Origin of the sequence: Ramlibacter sp. (genome assembly GCF_035706265.1) — a bacterium.
Classification (GTDB): Bacteria; Pseudomonadota; Gammaproteobacteria; order Burkholderiales; family Burkholderiaceae_C; genus Ramlibacter.
Map to the genome: position 1 here is coordinate 14,355 of NZ_DASSVG010000562.1, position 14,116 is coordinate 28,470.

Annotated in this window: 13 protein-coding genes and 2 riboswitches; of the genes, 8 read left to right on the forward strand and 5 right to left on the reverse strand. The window is 68.5% G+C overall.

The genetic code is table 11. The features are described 5' to 3' along the window. Positions 1-2: 2 nt before the first annotated feature. Together VFM98_RS20190 and VFM98_RS20195 are read right to left on the reverse strand one after the other, a co-directional pair. Positions 3-383, reverse strand: coding sequence for a carboxymuconolactone decarboxylase family protein (locus tag VFM98_RS20190; RefSeq protein ID WP_325111685.1), 381 nt, complete (start codon positions 381-383; stop codon positions 3-5). Positions 384-426: 43 nt separating this feature from the next. Then, the gene (locus VFM98_RS20195) at positions 427-1,401 is read right to left on the reverse strand and encodes a hypothetical protein (protein WP_325111686.1); all 975 of its coding nucleotides are present in this window, start codon (positions 1,399-1,401) and stop codon (positions 427-429) included. 173 nt (positions 1,402-1,574) lie between these two features. Here VFM98_RS20195 and VFM98_RS20200 point away from each other — a divergent pair, with 173 nt between their 5' ends. Continuing rightward, a complete protein-coding gene (locus tag VFM98_RS20200) occupies positions 1,575-2,156 on the forward strand; it encodes a peroxidase-related enzyme (protein ID WP_325111687.1) in 582 nt (193 codons plus the stop codon). A 4-nt stretch (positions 2,157-2,160) separates the two neighbouring features. Here VFM98_RS20200 and VFM98_RS20205 read toward each other — a convergent pair whose 3' ends face one another. Next, positions 2,161-2,580, reverse strand: coding sequence for a thioesterase family protein (locus tag VFM98_RS20205; protein WP_325111688.1), 420 nt, complete (start codon positions 2,578-2,580; stop codon positions 2,161-2,163). Between the two features lie 2 nt (positions 2,581-2,582). Continuing rightward, positions 2,583-3,365, reverse strand: a complete 783-nt coding sequence (locus VFM98_RS20210; protein WP_325111689.1) for an SDR family oxidoreductase — start codon at positions 3,363-3,365, stop codon at positions 2,583-2,585. Positions 3,366-3,454: 89 nt separating this feature from the next. On the opposite strand from VFM98_RS20210, the gene VFM98_RS20215 reads away from it, so the two are divergent. The 7 genes from VFM98_RS20215 (at position 3,455) to gcvP (ending at position 12,811) form a co-directional block, all read left to right on the forward strand. Beyond that, positions 3,455-5,137 carry an electron transfer flavoprotein-ubiquinone oxidoreductase gene (locus VFM98_RS20215; RefSeq protein ID WP_325111690.1) on the forward strand — a complete coding sequence of 561 codons (1,683 nt, stop codon included), beginning with the start codon at positions 3,455-3,457 and terminating at the stop codon, positions 5,135-5,137. A gap of 131 nt (positions 5,138-5,268) precedes the next feature. Continuing rightward, positions 5,269-6,240 carry a TRAP transporter substrate-binding protein gene (locus tag VFM98_RS20220; RefSeq protein WP_325111691.1) on the forward strand — a complete coding sequence of 324 codons (972 nt, stop codon included), beginning with the start codon at positions 5,269-5,271 and terminating at the stop codon, positions 6,238-6,240. Between the two features lie 106 nt (positions 6,241-6,346). Continuing rightward, the gene (locus VFM98_RS20225) at positions 6,347-6,841 is read left to right on the forward strand and encodes a TRAP transporter small permease (protein WP_325111692.1); all 495 of its coding nucleotides are present in this window, start codon (positions 6,347-6,349) and stop codon (positions 6,839-6,841) included. Beyond that, positions 6,838-8,112: a TRAP transporter large permease gene (locus VFM98_RS20230; RefSeq protein WP_325111693.1), complete on the forward strand. Its 1,275-nt coding sequence runs from the start codon at positions 6,838-6,840 to the stop codon at positions 8,110-8,112. The genes VFM98_RS20225 and VFM98_RS20230 overlap by 4 nt, the downstream gene beginning before the upstream one ends. A gap of 15 nt (positions 8,113-8,127) precedes the next feature. Beyond that, positions 8,128-8,213, forward strand: a riboswitch (glycine riboswitch). An 11-nt stretch (positions 8,214-8,224) separates the two neighbouring features. Next, positions 8,225-8,330: riboswitch (glycine riboswitch) on the forward strand. Positions 8,331-8,372: 42 nt separating this feature from the next. Beyond that, entirely contained in the window at positions 8,373-9,503 is a 1,131-nt protein-coding gene (gene gcvT, locus VFM98_RS20235) for a glycine cleavage system aminomethyltransferase GcvT (protein WP_414709054.1), read from the forward strand. A gap of 19 nt (positions 9,504-9,522) precedes the next feature. Next, a complete protein-coding gene (gcvH, locus tag VFM98_RS20240; protein ID WP_325111695.1) occupies positions 9,523-9,900 on the forward strand; it encodes a glycine cleavage system protein GcvH in 378 nt (125 codons plus the stop codon). A 7-nt stretch (positions 9,901-9,907) separates the two neighbouring features. After that, positions 9,908-12,811: an aminomethyl-transferring glycine dehydrogenase gene (gcvP, locus tag VFM98_RS20245; protein ID WP_325111696.1), complete on the forward strand. Its 2,904-nt coding sequence runs from the start codon at positions 9,908-9,910 to the stop codon at positions 12,809-12,811. Between the two features lie 168 nt (positions 12,812-12,979). On the opposite strand, the gene VFM98_RS20250 is transcribed toward gcvP, so the two are convergent. Then, a partial coding sequence (locus VFM98_RS20250) for a TRAP transporter large permease subunit (RefSeq protein ID WP_325111697.1) occupies positions 12,980-14,116 on the reverse strand: 1,137 nt, incomplete at its 5' end.

A 14,116-nucleotide genomic window follows, 5' to 3' on the forward strand; every position in this document is an offset into this window, starting at 1 on the left:
CCTCACTTCGCCTCGATCACCTCCGCCGCGGTCCTGAGCGCGTCGATCGCCGCCGGAAAACCGCAATAGACGCTGGCGTGCAGGAAGATCTCCCGCAGTTCCTCTTTCGTCACGCCGTTGTTCAAGGCCCCGCGCACGTGCGCCTTCAGCTCGTGCGGCCGGTTCAGTGCCACCAGCATCGAGACCGTGACGATGCTGCGGGTCCGCAGATCGAGGCCCCGGCGCTGCCAGGTGTTGCCCCAGGCATGCTTGGTCACGAGCTCCTGCATCGGGTCGGTGAAGGGCGTGGCGCGGTTCAGCGCGTTGTCCACGTACTCGTCGCCGAGCACCTTGCGGCGCGTGGCCAGTCCGGCCTGGGTTTCGGGATCCTGCGACAGCGGCATGGGCGGCTCCTTGGATGAAGAAGCCGCGAGCATACGCAGGCCGTCAGAACTCGTCGAGCAGCTGGCTGCGGCGCTGCGCGTACCACTGCAGCAGGCAGGCCTTGTCGTGGCAGGCCGAATCGCGCTGCGCCAGCGCCTGGCGGTCGCGCTGCCGCATGCCGCCGGGATCGCGCGTGACGCTGCGCGCCTGGGCGTGCAGGCGCTCCATGTCGCGTTCGAGCTGCGCCAGCTCCGGATCGGAGGAGATCAGCCGCGCGGCCGGGGCGGTGCGCGCGGCGCGCGCCTCGGGCTCCTGCGCCTCCGGTGCCGACTGCCGGGCCGCACCCATGACCCGCGTTTCCGACTCGTCCTTCGCCTCGGAGCGCGCGCGCTGCAGCGTGGCCGGTTCGCGCAGCGACGCGAGGCGCTCCTCGGCCAACCGGGTCTTGGAAGCGTGCCGCCCCAGGGCGCTCGAATACGTGATCGCGCTTTCGGACAGCATCGCGGCCGCGCGCTGCAGCAGGCCCTCGCGTGCGCCCTCGGCCGGCTCCGCGGCGGCCAGTGCCACGTACTGCTGCGCGATCTGGGTCTTCAGGTCGGCCTCTTCCACGCTGGGACTGCGGGCGCCCCGGGCCGCCAGGTGGCAGGCTGCCAGCAAGGCCACCTCGGCATCCCGGCCGTGACCCTTCCGCGCGGATTCGCGTGCAACGGCGATGAAGGCCTCGGGCTGCACGTGGGCGCCGGCGTTCAAGGCCGACGCGAGCACGAAGCGGCCATCCCCCTCGCCGCGCGGTGCGGTCAGCGCCTCGGAGGGGCAGTTGGGCGCGAGCGCCACCGCCTGCGCCTGGGGTGGCGCGGGTGTCTCGGCAACGACCGGTTGGGGGCTCGGGGCGGGTGCCAATGCCGCCGGGCCGGGAGGTGGCGTCGGGGCGGCCGGCTCCTCCGTGCCCGTGAAGGCACCGAGCCACGCCGCCAGCAGGAGACCCCCGACGAGCGAACCGCCGACGAAGGTCGCAGGGCTGGAGAAGACTCTGGACATGCCCCAAGATAGACGGCTACGCAGCAGCCCGCAGGGTTACGTCACATCCTGCCGCATTGGTCACATCCGGCAACCCCGCGGCAGAGGCAGCAGCAGGCGAAGCCGAGTGCGAGTCGCAGCGCGTTATGCTGTACCGGAACCCGCCTGCGCGGGAAGACAGGAGGAGACCACCGATGAGCCGCTACCCGATGCCCGAACTCAAGGACCTGCCCGAGGACATGCGCCAGCGCATCCTGGAGGTGCAGGAAAAGAGCGGCTTCGTGCCGAACGTGTTCCTGGCGCTGGCGCGCCGGCCGGCCGAATGGCGCGCGTTCTTCGCCTACCATGACGCGCTGATGCTCAAGGAGACGGGCTCGCTCACCAAGGGCGAGCGCGAGATGATCGTCACGGCCACCAGCGCGGCCAACAACTGCCTCTACTGCGTGGTGGCCCACGGCGCCATCCTGCGCATCTACGAGAAGAAGCCGCTGGTGGCCGACCAGGTGGCGGTGAACTACCGCAAGGCCGACATCACCCCGCGCCAGCGCGCGATGCTCGACTTCGCGATGAAGGTGTGCCTGCGCTCGCACGAGATCGAGGAGGCCGACTTCCAGGCCCTGTACCCGCACGGCTTCGACGACGAGGACATCTGGGACATCGCCGCCATCACCGCCTTCTTCGGGCTGTCGAACCGGATGGCGAGCTTCTCCAACATGCTGCCCAACCCCGAGTTCTACCTGCTGGGCCGGCTGCCGCGGGAGAAGAAGCCGCAGTAGCGGATCAGGCGATCAGCTCCCGGAACCACTCCGGCATCGGCACCGACTTCTGCTTCGGGAAATCCACCCACACGGTGGTCGCGCCGCCGGCGGCATAGACGGTGCCCGGATCGTCGTCGCGCTCGATCGTGGCCCAGCTCTCGAAGCTGCTGCGGCCCGGGTCGCTCGCGTACATCTTCACCGTGATGTCGCCGGGGTACTCCAGCTGCTTGTAGAAGTTGCAGAAGGCATTGACGATCAGCGGCCCCTCGCCCTGCGGGTTGACGTTGCAGCCGATGCGCTGGAACCAATCGATGCGCGCCACCTCGAGGTAGCGGAAGTACAGCGTGTTGTTCACGTGGCCCATCGCGTCCATGTCGCCCCAGCGGATCGCCATGCGCGCGGTGTGGACCAGCTTCTTCTTCTCCGGCAGTTCCAGCTTCATCGTCAGATTCCGAACCCGTCGTCGGCCGCGATGACGGCCCCGTTGACGAAATGGCTCTCGTTGGAGGCCAGCAGCACCATCAGCGCGTCCAGGTCCTCGGGCTTGCCGATGCGCTTGCGCGGCAGCATCTGGATCAGCTTCTGGCCCTGCTCGCCGGACCAGTGGTGGTGGTTGATCTCGGTGTCGATGTAGCCCGGGCACAGCGCGTTGACGTTGATGCCGAAGCGGCCCCACTCCAGCGCGAGCACCTTGGTCATCTGCACCACCGCCGCCTTGCTCATCGCGTACAGGCCGATCTGCGGCAGCGGCCGCAGGCCCGCCATCGAGGCGATGTTGATGATGCGCCCGCCCGTGAAGGTGCCCGGCGCCGAGCCCTGGGCCCGCGCCAGCATGCGCTTGCCCACCTCCTGCGCGACGAAGAAGGCACCCTTGACGTTGGTGTCGAAGACGTAGTCGAAGTCCTCCTCGCCCACCTCCTGGATGCGCTGCGTCGTGCTGACGCCGGAGTTGTTCACCAGGATGTCGATGGAGCCGACTTCCGTTTCCGCATGCGCCACGGCGGCGCGGATGCTCTCGAGGCTGGTCACGTCGAGGCCGACGACGTGCGCGTCGCCGCCCTCGCCCTCGATCTGCGCCCGCAGGTCCTTGAGTTTCTCCAGGCGGCGCGCGGCCAGCACCACGGCGGCGCCGGAGCGCGCCAGCACGCGCGCGAACTGCGCGCCCAGGCCGCTGGACGCGCCGGTCACCAGGGCGACTCGCCCGGACAGGTCGATGCTGTAAGCCAAAGGGCCCTCCTCTGCACGGGAATAGAATGGGAAAGCGAGCGCGGGGGCAACACACGCGCGGTTTGCGGACCATTATCAACGACACTCCCATGACCCAAGAAGAGATCCTGGCCCAGTACGGCCCGCGTGAAGCGATGGAATACGACGTGGTGGTGGTGGGCGGCGGGCCCGCCGGCCTGTCCACCGCCATCCACCTCAAGCAGCTGGCCGCGCAGGAGGGCAAGGAAGTCTCGGTCGTCGTGCTGGAAAAGGGCTCCGAGCCCGGCGCGCACATCCTCTCGGGCGCCGTGATCGACCCGATCGCGCTCGACGAACTGATCCCCGACTGGAAGGAAAAGGGCGCGCCGCTGAACCAGCCGGTGACCGAAGACGCCTTCCTGATGCTCAGCGAGCGCGGCGGCTCGCGCATCCCCAACTTCCTGCTGCCGCCCAACTTCGTCAGCCACGGCTGCTACATCGTCAGCCTGGCCAACGTCACGCGCTGGCTGGCGCAGCAGGCCGAGGCCCTGGGCGTGGAGATCTTCCCCGGCTTCGCCGCCGCCGAAGTTCTCTACGACGAGAACGGCGCCGTGAAGGGCGTGGCCACGGGCAACATGGGGATCGGCAAGGACGGCGAGCCGACCGAGAACTTCCAGCTCGGGATGGAGCTGCACGCCAGGTACACCATCTTCGCCGAGGGCGCCCGCGGGCACCTGGGCAAGCAGGTGATCGGCCGCTACAGGCTCGATGCCGACCGCGACCCGCAGACCTACAGCATCGGCATCAAGGAGCTGTGGGAGATCGACCCCTCGCGCCACGAGCCGGGCCTGACCCTGCACACCTCGGGCTGGCCGCTCGACGAGATGACCTACGGCGGCACCTTCATGTACCACATGGAGAACAACCTGGTGGCCGTCGGCTTCGTGGTGGGCCTGGACTACCAGAACCCGTATCTCTCGCCGTTCGAGGAATTCCAGCGCTGGAAGACGCACCCCAACATCCGCTGGTACTTCGAGGGCCCCAAGGGCGCCAAGCGCCTGGCCTACGGGGCGCGGGCGCTCACCGTCGGCGGCATCCTGTCGCTGCCGAAGCTGGTGTTCCCTGGTGGCGCGCTGGTGGGCGACGACGCCGGCTTCCTCAACGCCTCGCGCATCAAGGGCAGCCATGCGGCCATCAAGAGCGGCATGCTGGCCGCACGGGCGGCCTTCGATGCCGTCACGGGCGGGCGCCAGCGCGACGAGCTCACGGCCTACCCCGAGGCCTTCGAGCAGTCGTGGCTCTACAAGGAGCTGAACAAGTCGCGCAACTTCAAGCAGTGGTTCAAGAAGGGCCGCACGGTCGCCACCTTCATGACCGGCATCGAGCAGTTCCTGCTGCGCGGCACGATTCCGTGGACCATCCACCGCGAGAAGCCGGACCACGTGTACCTGAAGCCCGCGGCCGAGTGCAAACCGATCGTGTACCCGAAGCCGGACGGGAAGCTCACCTTCGACCGGCTCTCCTCGGTGTTCCTGTCGAACACCAACCACGAGGAGAACCAGCCTTCGCACCTGACGCTGAAGGACGCCTCGGTGCCGGTGGACGTGAACCTGGCGAAGTTCGCCGGCCCCGAGAGCCGCTACTGCCCCGCGGGCGTCTACGAGTTCGTGCCGGCCGAAGGCGGCGGCGAGCGGCTGCAGATCAACGCGCAGAACTGCGTGCACTGCAAGACCTGCGACATCAAGGACCCGACGCAGAACATCGTGTGGGTCGCGCCGGAAGGCGGCGGCGGGCCGAACTACACCAACATGTGAAGTACGCACGGACTGTCGCCGCAGGCTGACAACAGCATGACGGCAACGGTCCGGAAAAGTCCGGTGGCGCCCGCCTGCCCGGCCGTAGCATGATCGTCCGTTACCTGTCCGAAAGTCCCCGAGGAGACCTCATGAAGTTCACCAAGCTCTTCGCCGTGCTCGCCGCCGGCCTGCTGGCCAGCTCGCTGGCCGCCGCCCAGACCACGATGAAGATCAGCATCTCCACCGCCCAGAATTCGCACCAGGGCATCGCGATCGACACGTTCGCGAAGGAAGTGGAGAAGCGCACCAACGGCCGCTACAAGATCCAGACGTTCTACAACGGCGCGCTGGGCGGCGAACGCGAGTCGATCGAGGCCGTGCAGCTGGGCACGCAGGAACTGGCCTTCTCCTCCACCGGCCCGGTGCCGAACTTCGTGCCCGAGACCAAGATCCTCGACGTGCCCTTCCTGTTCCGCGACAAGGCGCATGCCCGCGCAGTGCTCGACGGCCCGATCGGCCAGGAGCTGCTGACCAAGTTCGATTCCAAGGGCTTCAAGGCGCTGGCCTGGGCGGAGAACGGCTTCCGCCACATGACCAACAGCAAGCGTGACGTGAAGCTGCCCGAGGACCTGAAGGGCCTGAAGATGCGCACCATGGAGAACCCGGTGCACATCGCGGCCTACAAGGGCTTCGGCATCATCACAACGCCGATGGCCTTCCCCGAGGTGTTCACGGCCCTGCAGCAGGGCACGGTGGACGGCCAGGAGAACCCGCTGTCGGTGATCATCTCCGCCAAGTTCGACCAGGTGCAGAAGCACCTCACGCTGACGGGCCACGTGTACTCGCCCTGCGTCTTCGTGATGAACAAGGGCACGTTCGACAAGCTGTCGGCCGCCGACAAGCAGGCCTTCCTCGACGCCGCCAAGGAAGGCGTGAAGGCCAACCGCGCCCGCGTGGACGAGGACGACGCCAAGGGCGTGGCCGACCTGCGCGCCAAGGGCATGACCGTGATCGACAACATCGACAAGGTGAAGTTCGTCCAGGCCCTGGCCCCGGTGAACGCCGACTTCGAGAAGCAGTTCGGCAAGGCCAACCTGGAACGCATCCGCAACTTCAAGTGACGTGCGTGGCCGCGCCACACGCGGCCTCCCGTGTCGTCCCCGCGCCGGCGGGGACCCAGAAAAGGCCCGCGCATGCGGGCCTTTCCGCGAACAGAAGAGACCCCCTGTGAAAGAAACCTTCCTCCGGATCGAGCGCTTCACCAGCGGCCTCGCGATGGCGGGCGCCTGCCTCATGCTGGTGGTGGCCAGCGCGCTCGGCATGTTCCAGATCGTCACCCGCTTCGTGCTGGAACAGCCGGCCGAGTGGAGCGAGATCCTGATCCGCCTGTCGCTGATCTGGATGGTGTTCCTCGGCATCCCGGCGGCTTTCCGCCAGGGCGCCATGGTGAGCGTGGACGTGGTCTACCGCACCGTGCCCCCGGGGGGACGGCGCGCGCTGGACTGGGTGGTCTGCATCGCCGCGCTGCTGCTGATCGGGGTGATCCTCTGGTGGGGCTGGGACTACGCCGTGCGCGGCCGCGTGCAGTCGATGGCCGGCCTGGAGTCGATCTCGATGTTCTGGGGCTACCTGGCGCTGCCGGTGGGGGCGCTGTTCTGCATCTTCGGGGTCATCGGCAACCTGCTCGACCCGAAGCGCGAGGAACTGGAGACCGCCCAATGACCAGCGCCATGCTCGCCACGATGGTGCTGTGCTTCGCGCTCAGCGTCTCCGTCGCCGTTTCCATCGGCCTGTCCGCCATCCTCGGCATCCAGGTCACCAATGCCAACATGCTGATCTCCGTCAAGGAGATGTTCAATTCCATCAACAAGTTTCCGCTGGCCGCGATCCCCTTCTTCATCCTGGCCGGCAACCTGATGGAAACGGGCGGCATCTCGCGCCGCCTGGTCGAATTCGCCAAGAGCCTGGTGGGGGGCGTGCAGGGCGGCCTGCCCATGACCTGCGTGCTCACCTGCATGATCTTCGCGGCCGTCTCCGGATCCTCGGTGGCCACCACCTTCGCCATCGGCGCGATCCTGATTCCGGCGCTGCAGAAGCACGGCTACCCCACCAACTACGCCGCGGCCCTGCAGGCCACCAGCGCGGAGCTGGGCGTGATCATCCCGCCCTCGATCCCGATGATCCTGTACGGCGTGAGCGCCGAAGTCTCCATCGGCGAGCTGTTCATCGCCGGCTTCGGCCCCGGCGCCCTGATCGGCGGCGCGCTGATGCTGTTCGTGTGGGCCTGGTGCAAGTACAAGGGCTGGGGCAAGAACGACGGCGACGGCCGCCTGCCACTGTTCAAGTCCTTCATGCAGGCCGGCTGGGCGCTGCTGATGCCGGTGATCATCCTGGGCGGCATCTACGGCGGCGTGTTCACGCCCACCGAGGCTTCGGCGGTCGCGGTGTTCTACGCGCTCGTGGTGGGCATGCTGATCTACCGCGAGATCGACGTGCGCAGCCTCTACGTGATCCTGCGCAAGTCGGTGATCTCCTCGGCGGTGATCATGTTCATCATCGCCAACGCGGGCCTGTTCGCCTTCCTGATCACGCGCGCGGGCGTGCCGGAGGCGATCGGCCACTGGCTGGAAAGCGTGCTGAAAAGCCCGGCGATGTTCCTGCTCGGCGTGAACGCGGCGCTCTTCGTGATCGGCATGTTCATCGAGACCAGCGCCTCGATCATCGTGCTGGCGCCGATCCTGGCGCCGGTGGCGCAGCACTTCGGCATCGACCCGGTGCACTTCGGGCTGATCATGGTGGTGAACCTTGCGCTGGGCATGATCACCCCGCCCTTCGGCGTCAACCTCTTCGCCGCCTGCACGGTGGCGAAGGTTTCGCTGGACCGCATCATCACGCAGCTGATCCCGTTCGTGCTGGTGGTGCTCGGGTGCCTGCTGGTGATCACGTACGTGCCGGGCCTGTCGCTGGGCTTGCGCGACCTCGTGTACAAGTAAACCGTCCGGCTACAATGCATCCCGTCAGGAGAGAGCCTCGCACGCTCGCGAGGCCGCCGAAGGCGCTGCAACGCTCAGGCACCCAGGACTGACGAACGCCCCGCTCGCGGGGCGCCTCCATGCTGGAGAGAGGCGGCTGCCGCTGGGCAGCCACCCACCGAAGGAGCAAGCCCCCGCAAGGGGTGAATCTCTCAGGTAAAGCGGACAGCACGGGCCACTCCATCGTGTGTACGATGGCCCGCAACCCCTTGGGAGTCCGCGTGTCCGCCCCTCAGGAAGAGCTCCAGAAGACGCCCCTCCATGCCCTGCACCTCGAACTCGGTGCGCGCATGGTCCCCTTTGCCGGCTATTCCATGCCGGTCCAGTATCCCGCCGGCCTGATGGCCGAGCACCACCACACGCGTGCCGGCGCCGGCCTGTTCGACGTCTCGCACATGGGCCAGCTGCGGCTGGTCGGGCCCGACGCCGCCGCGGCCTTCGAGTCGCTGATGCCGGTCGACGTGATCGACCTCGCCCCCGGCAAGCAGCGCTACGGCCTGCTGCTCACCGACGAGGGCACGATCATCGACGACCTGATGTTCGTCAACCGCGGCGGCGAGCTGTTCGTGATCGTCAACGGCGCCTGCAAGGCGGGCGATCTCGCGCACATCCACGAGCGCATCGGCTCGCGCTGCGAGGTCATCGCGATGCCGGAGCGCGCCCTGCTCGCGCTGCAGGGCCCCAAGGCGGTGGAGGCGCTGCAGCGCGTCGTGCCCGGCGTCGAGAAGCTGGTGTTCATGACCGGCGCCGGCTTCCAGTGGAAGGGCATGGACCTGTTCGTCACCCGCAGCGGCTACACCGGCGAGGACGGCTTCGAGATCTCCGTGCCCGGCCTGCAGGCCGAGACCTTCGCCCGCGCCCTGCTGGCCCAGCCGGAGGTGAAGCCGGTGGGCCTGGGCGCGCGCAACTCGCTGCGGCTGGAAGCGGGCCTGTGCCTGTACGGCAACGACATCGACACCACCACCACGCCGGTCGAGGCGGCGCTGCAGTGGGCGATCCAGAAGGTGCGGCGCACCGGCGGTGCCCGCGCCGGCGGCTTCCCCGGCGCCGAGCGCGTGCTGGCGCAGCTCGATGGGCGCGAGCCGATCGCGCGCAAGCGGGTGGGCCTGGTGGCCCTGGAGCGCGTGCCGGTGCGCGAGCACGTGGAGCTGCACGATGCGCACGGCCAGCGCGTCGGCGAGGTGACCAGCGGCCTGCTCGGCCCCACGGTCGACCGGCCGATCGCGATGGGCTACGTGCCGCCGCAACTCGCCGCCGCCGGCACGCGCCTGAACGCCATGGTGCGCGGCAAGCCGGTGCCGATGGAGGTCGCGCCCATGCCCTTCGTCCCGAATCGTTACTACCGCGGCTGAGGCCGCCAGGAGAAGAACCATGACCGTCAAGTACACGCCCGAGCACGAGTGGATCCAGCTGGAGGACCACGAGTACGCCGTGGTCGGCATCACCCTGCATGCGCAGGACGCGCTGGGCGACGTCGTGTTCGTGGACCTGCCGGAAGTCGGCCGCACCTACGCCAGGGGCGAGCAGGCGGGCGTCGTCGAATCCGTGAAGGCGGCGGCGGACGTGTACATGCCCATCGCCGGCGAAGTCTCCGAAGTCAACGAGGACCTGCGCGCCGACCCGTCGCTCGCCAACAAGGACCCGATGGGCGCCGGCTGGTTCTTCAAGATCCTGATCAAGGACATGGCGGAATTCGACGCGCTCATGGACGAGCCCGAATACGCCAGGTTCGTTCAAGCCAACAAATGACCTTCGCATGCTGATGCAAACCGCCCGGCCGCTCGCAGAACTGGAAAACCCCGCCGAATTCATTCCGCGCCACGTCGGCATCGACGAAGCGGACGAAGAGCGCATGCTGTCCGTGATCGGCGAGGCCTCGCGCCGCGCGCTGATCGACGGCATCGTGCCGCGCGCCATCGCGCGCGAGCGCCCGATGCAGCTGCCGCCGCCGGCCACCGAGGCCGCGGCGCTGCTGGAGCTGCGTGCGATCGCACGCAAGAACCAGGTGTTCCGCAGCTTCATCGGCCAGGGCTACTACGGCACCTTCACGCCGGGCGTGATCCTGCGCAACATCCTCGAGAACCCGGCCTGGTACACGGCCTACACGCCCTACCAGGCGGAGATCAGCCAGGGCCGCATGGAAGCCCTGGTGAACTTCCAGACCATGGTGAGCGACCTCACGGCCATGCCGATCGCCAACGCCTCGATGCTGGACGAGGCGACGGCCGCGGCGGAGGCGATGACGCTCGCCAAGCGCATGGTCAAGAGCAAGAGCACGACCTTCCTGGTGGCGGGCGACTGCCACCCGCAGACGATCGAGGTGGTGCAGACCCGCGCCAGGCCGCTGGGCATCCAGGTGCAGCTGGCCAATTCGGCCGAGGAATGGCAGCAGATGCTCGCCGGCGACTACTTCGCCGTGCTGGCGCAGTACCCCGCGACCAGCGGCCGCATCGACGACCTGCGCGCCGACGTGCAGCAGGCGCATGCGAAGCAGGCCGCCTTCATCGTGGCGGCCGACCTGCTGGCGCTGACGCTGCTCACGCCGCCCGGCGAATGGGGCGCGGACATCGTGGTGGGCAGCACCCAGCGCTTCGGCATGCCCATGGGCGCCGGCGGCCCGCACGCGGCCTACCTCGCCTGCCGCGACGAGTACAAGCGCTCGATGCCGGGCCGGCTGGTGGGCGTGAGCGTCGACGTGCACGGCAACCCCGCCTACCGCCTCGCGCTGCAGACGCGCGAGCAGCACATCCGGCGCGAGAAGGCCACCTCCAACATCTGCACGGCGCAGGTGCTGCCGGCGGTGATCGCCAGCATGTACGCGGTGTACCACGGCCCGCAGGGCCTGCGGCGCATCGCGCAGCGCGTGGCCGCGTACACGGCGATCCTGGCCAAGGGCCTGGAGCAGCTGGGCCACGCCCCGCGCCGCGCTGCCTTCTTCGACACGATCTCGCTGCACACCGGCGAGGCCACGCCCAACTTCATCGCGCGCGGCCATGCGATGCGCCTCAACCTGCGGCAGGCGTGGGACGAGTACATCTGCATCTCGCTCGACGAGACCAGCACGCGCGAGGACATCCGCCAGATCTGGCAGGTGTTCGCCAAGCCGGGGCAGGCGCTGCCGGACTTCGCGGCCTTCGAGAAGGGCATCGAGCCCGCGATCCCGCCGGCGCTGCGGCGCACCAGCGACTTCCTCACCCATCCGGTCTTCAACACGCACCACAGCGAGACCGGCATGCTGCGCTACATCCGCAGCCTCTCGGACAAGGACCTGGCGCTGGACCGCACGATGATCCCGCTGGGCAGCTGCACGATGAAGCTGAACGCCACCAGCGAGATGATCCCCATCACCTGGCCCGAGTTCGCCCACGTGCACCCGTTCGCGCCGCGCGACCAGCTGCAAGGTTACGCGGAGCTCGACGAGCAGCTGCGCGCCTGGCTGTGCGAAGCCACCGGCTACGCCGGCATCAGCCTGCAGCCCAACGCCGGCTCGCAGGGCGAATACGCCGGCCTGCTGGCGATCAAGGCGTGGCACGCAAGCCGCGGCCAGGCGCACCGCAACGTCTGCCTGATCCCCTCCTCCGCCCACGGCACCAATCCGGCCAGCGCGCAGATGGCGGGCCTGCAGGTGGTGGTGACGGCCTGCGACGACAACGGCAACGTCGACCTCGAAGACCTGAAGGCCAGGTGCGAGCAGTACAGCGACAGGCTGGCCTGCATCATGATCACCTACCCCAGCACGCACGGCGTGTTCGAGATGCAGGTGAAGGAACTGTGCGCGCTGGTGCACCAGCACGGCGGCCGGGTCTACGTGGACGGCGCCAACATGAACGCCCTGGTCGGCGTGGCCGCGCCGGGCGAGTTCGGCGGCGACGTGAGCCACCTGAACCTGCACAAGACCTTCTGCATCCCGCACGGCGGCGGCGGCCCGGGCGTCGGCCCGGTGTGCGTGGTGGAGGACCTCGTGCCCTTCCTGCCCGGCCACCGCACCGGCGGCCTCGCCGAGCATCCGGTCGGCGCGATCTCCGCTGCGCCCCTGGGCAATGCGGCGGTGCTGCCGATCTCCTGGATGTACTGCCGCATGATGGGCGCCGAGGGCCTCACGCGCGCCACCGAGGCGGCGATCCTGAGCGCCAACTACGTGAGCGCGCGCCTGCGCGAGCACTACCCCACGCTCTACGCCAGCGCCAACGGCCACGTCGCGCACGAATGCATCCTGGACCTGCGGCCGCTGAAGGAAACGAGCGGCGTGATGGCGGAGGACGTCGCCAAGCGGCTGATGGACTACGGCTTCCACGCGCCCACGCTCAGCTTCCCGGTGCCCAACACGCTGATGGTGGAGCCGACGGAAAGTGAGACGCTGGAGGAGCTCGATCGCTTCTGCGACGCCATGATCGCGATCCGGGAGGAGATCCGCCGGATCGAGGCGGGCGAGTGGCCGCAGGACAACAACCCGCTGAAGAACGCGCCGCACACGGCGGAGTCGCTGCTGGTGGGGGAGTGGAAGCATCCCTACCCGCGCGAGCTCGGCGCCGCGATGGCGGACCCGAAGGCGGGCTCGGGGCGGCAGTTGAAGTACTGGCCGCCAGTGGGCCGGGTCGACAACGTGTACGGGGACAGGAACCTGTTCTGCAGCTGCGTGCCGATGTCGGCGTACGAGTAGGCGAGGCGCAGCGCTCGCCTGCGCTCGCGCATCGCTGGGCTTTCGCCATCGCTCCAGCGCCAGCCTGCGAAATGCGCCATCCCACCGGCGCGCCAAGGCGCAGCGGCGCGTTCGAGAGGCTGGTGCTGACGAAGGAAGCCCAGCGATGGCGCGAGCGCAGCGAGCGCCTCACATCCCGAGCAACCGCGGCAGCGCCAGCGAGATCTCCGGCAGGTAGGTGACGAGGCCCAGGAACACCAGCATCGTCACCAGCCACGGCCACACCGCCACTGTGAGTTCCGTGATGCCCATCCGCGCGATGCCCGAGGCGACATAGAGGTTCAGACCCACCGGCGGGTGGCACAGCCCCACCTCCATGTTCACGGTGATCAGCACACCGAAGTGGATCGGGTCGATCCCGAGCTGCGTCGCCACCGGGAACAGGATCGGCGCCATGATCAGGATGATGGACGAGGGCTCCATCACGTTGCCGGCGAGCAGCAGCATCACGTTCACCAGCAGCAGGAAGGTGACCGCACCGAGTCCGCGCTCCACCATCCAGCCCGCCATCGCCTGCGGGATCTGCTCGCTCGTCATGAGGAACGAGAACAGCACGGCGTTGGTGATGATGTACAGCAGCATCGCGCTCATGTTGGCCGAGGCCAGCAGCACGCGCGGCACTTCGGACAACCGCAGGTCCTTGTAGACGAACACCGCGATCGCGAACGCGTACACCGCGCTCACCGCCGCCGCCTCGGTGGGCGTGAACAGGCCGGAATAGATGCCGCCCAGCACGATCACGATCAGCATCAGGCCCCAGAACGACTCGCGCCCGGCGCGCACCCGGCGCGGCCAGGGCGCGCGCTGCATGCGCGGGTAGCCGTTGCGCCAGGCGCGGTACCAGGTCGTCAGGCCCAGCATGGTGGCCAGCAGGGCGCCGGGCACCACGCCGGCCACGAACAGCTTGCCCACCGAGGTGTTGGTCGACACCGAATACAGCACCATCGCGATCGAGGGCGGGATCAGGATGCCGAGCGCGCCGCTGGTGGTGACCACGCCGGCACCGAAGCGGCGCGGATAACCCTGCGCCACCATCGCCGGGATCAGCACGGATCCGATCGCCACCACGGTGGCCGGTGAGGAGCCCGACACGGCCGCGAACAAGGCGCACGCCAGCACCGCCGACAGTCCGAGGCCGCCGTGCCAGTGCCCCACCAGCGAGGTGGCGAACTCGATCATCCGCCGCGCCACGCCGCCATGGGTGAGGAAGTTGCCGGCCAGGATGAAGAACGGGATCGCCATGATCTCGAAGCTCTCGATCCCGGT

Bases quoted from the DNA above. Each gene is read 5' to 3' on its own strand.
- VFM98_RS20190 (WP_325111685.1), bottom strand. From the start codon at position 383: ATGCCGCTGTCGCAGGATCCCGAAACCCAGGCCGGACTGGCCACGCGC.
- VFM98_RS20195 (WP_325111686.1), bottom strand. From the start codon at position 1,401: ATGTCCAGAGTCTTCTCCAGCCCTGCGACCTTCGTCGGCGGTTCGCTC.
- VFM98_RS20200 (WP_325111687.1), top strand. From the start codon at position 1,575: ATGAGCCGCTACCCGATGCCCGAACTCAAGGACCTGCCCGAGGACATG.
- VFM98_RS20205 (WP_325111688.1), bottom strand. From the start codon at position 2,580: ATGAAGCTGGAACTGCCGGAGAAGAAGAAGCTGGTCCACACCGCGCGC.
- VFM98_RS20215 (WP_325111690.1), top strand. From the start codon at position 3,455: ATGACCCAAGAAGAGATCCTGGCCCAGTACGGCCCGCGTGAAGCGATG.
- VFM98_RS20220 (WP_325111691.1), top strand. From the start codon at position 5,269: ATGAAGTTCACCAAGCTCTTCGCCGTGCTCGCCGCCGGCCTGCTGGCC.
- VFM98_RS20230 (WP_325111693.1), top strand. From the start codon at position 6,838: ATGACCAGCGCCATGCTCGCCACGATGGTGCTGTGCTTCGCGCTCAGC.
- gcvH (WP_325111695.1), top strand. From the start codon at position 9,523: ATGACCGTCAAGTACACGCCCGAGCACGAGTGGATCCAGCTGGAGGAC.
- gcvP (WP_325111696.1), top strand. From the start codon at position 9,908: ATGCTGATGCAAACCGCCCGGCCGCTCGCAGAACTGGAAAACCCCGCC.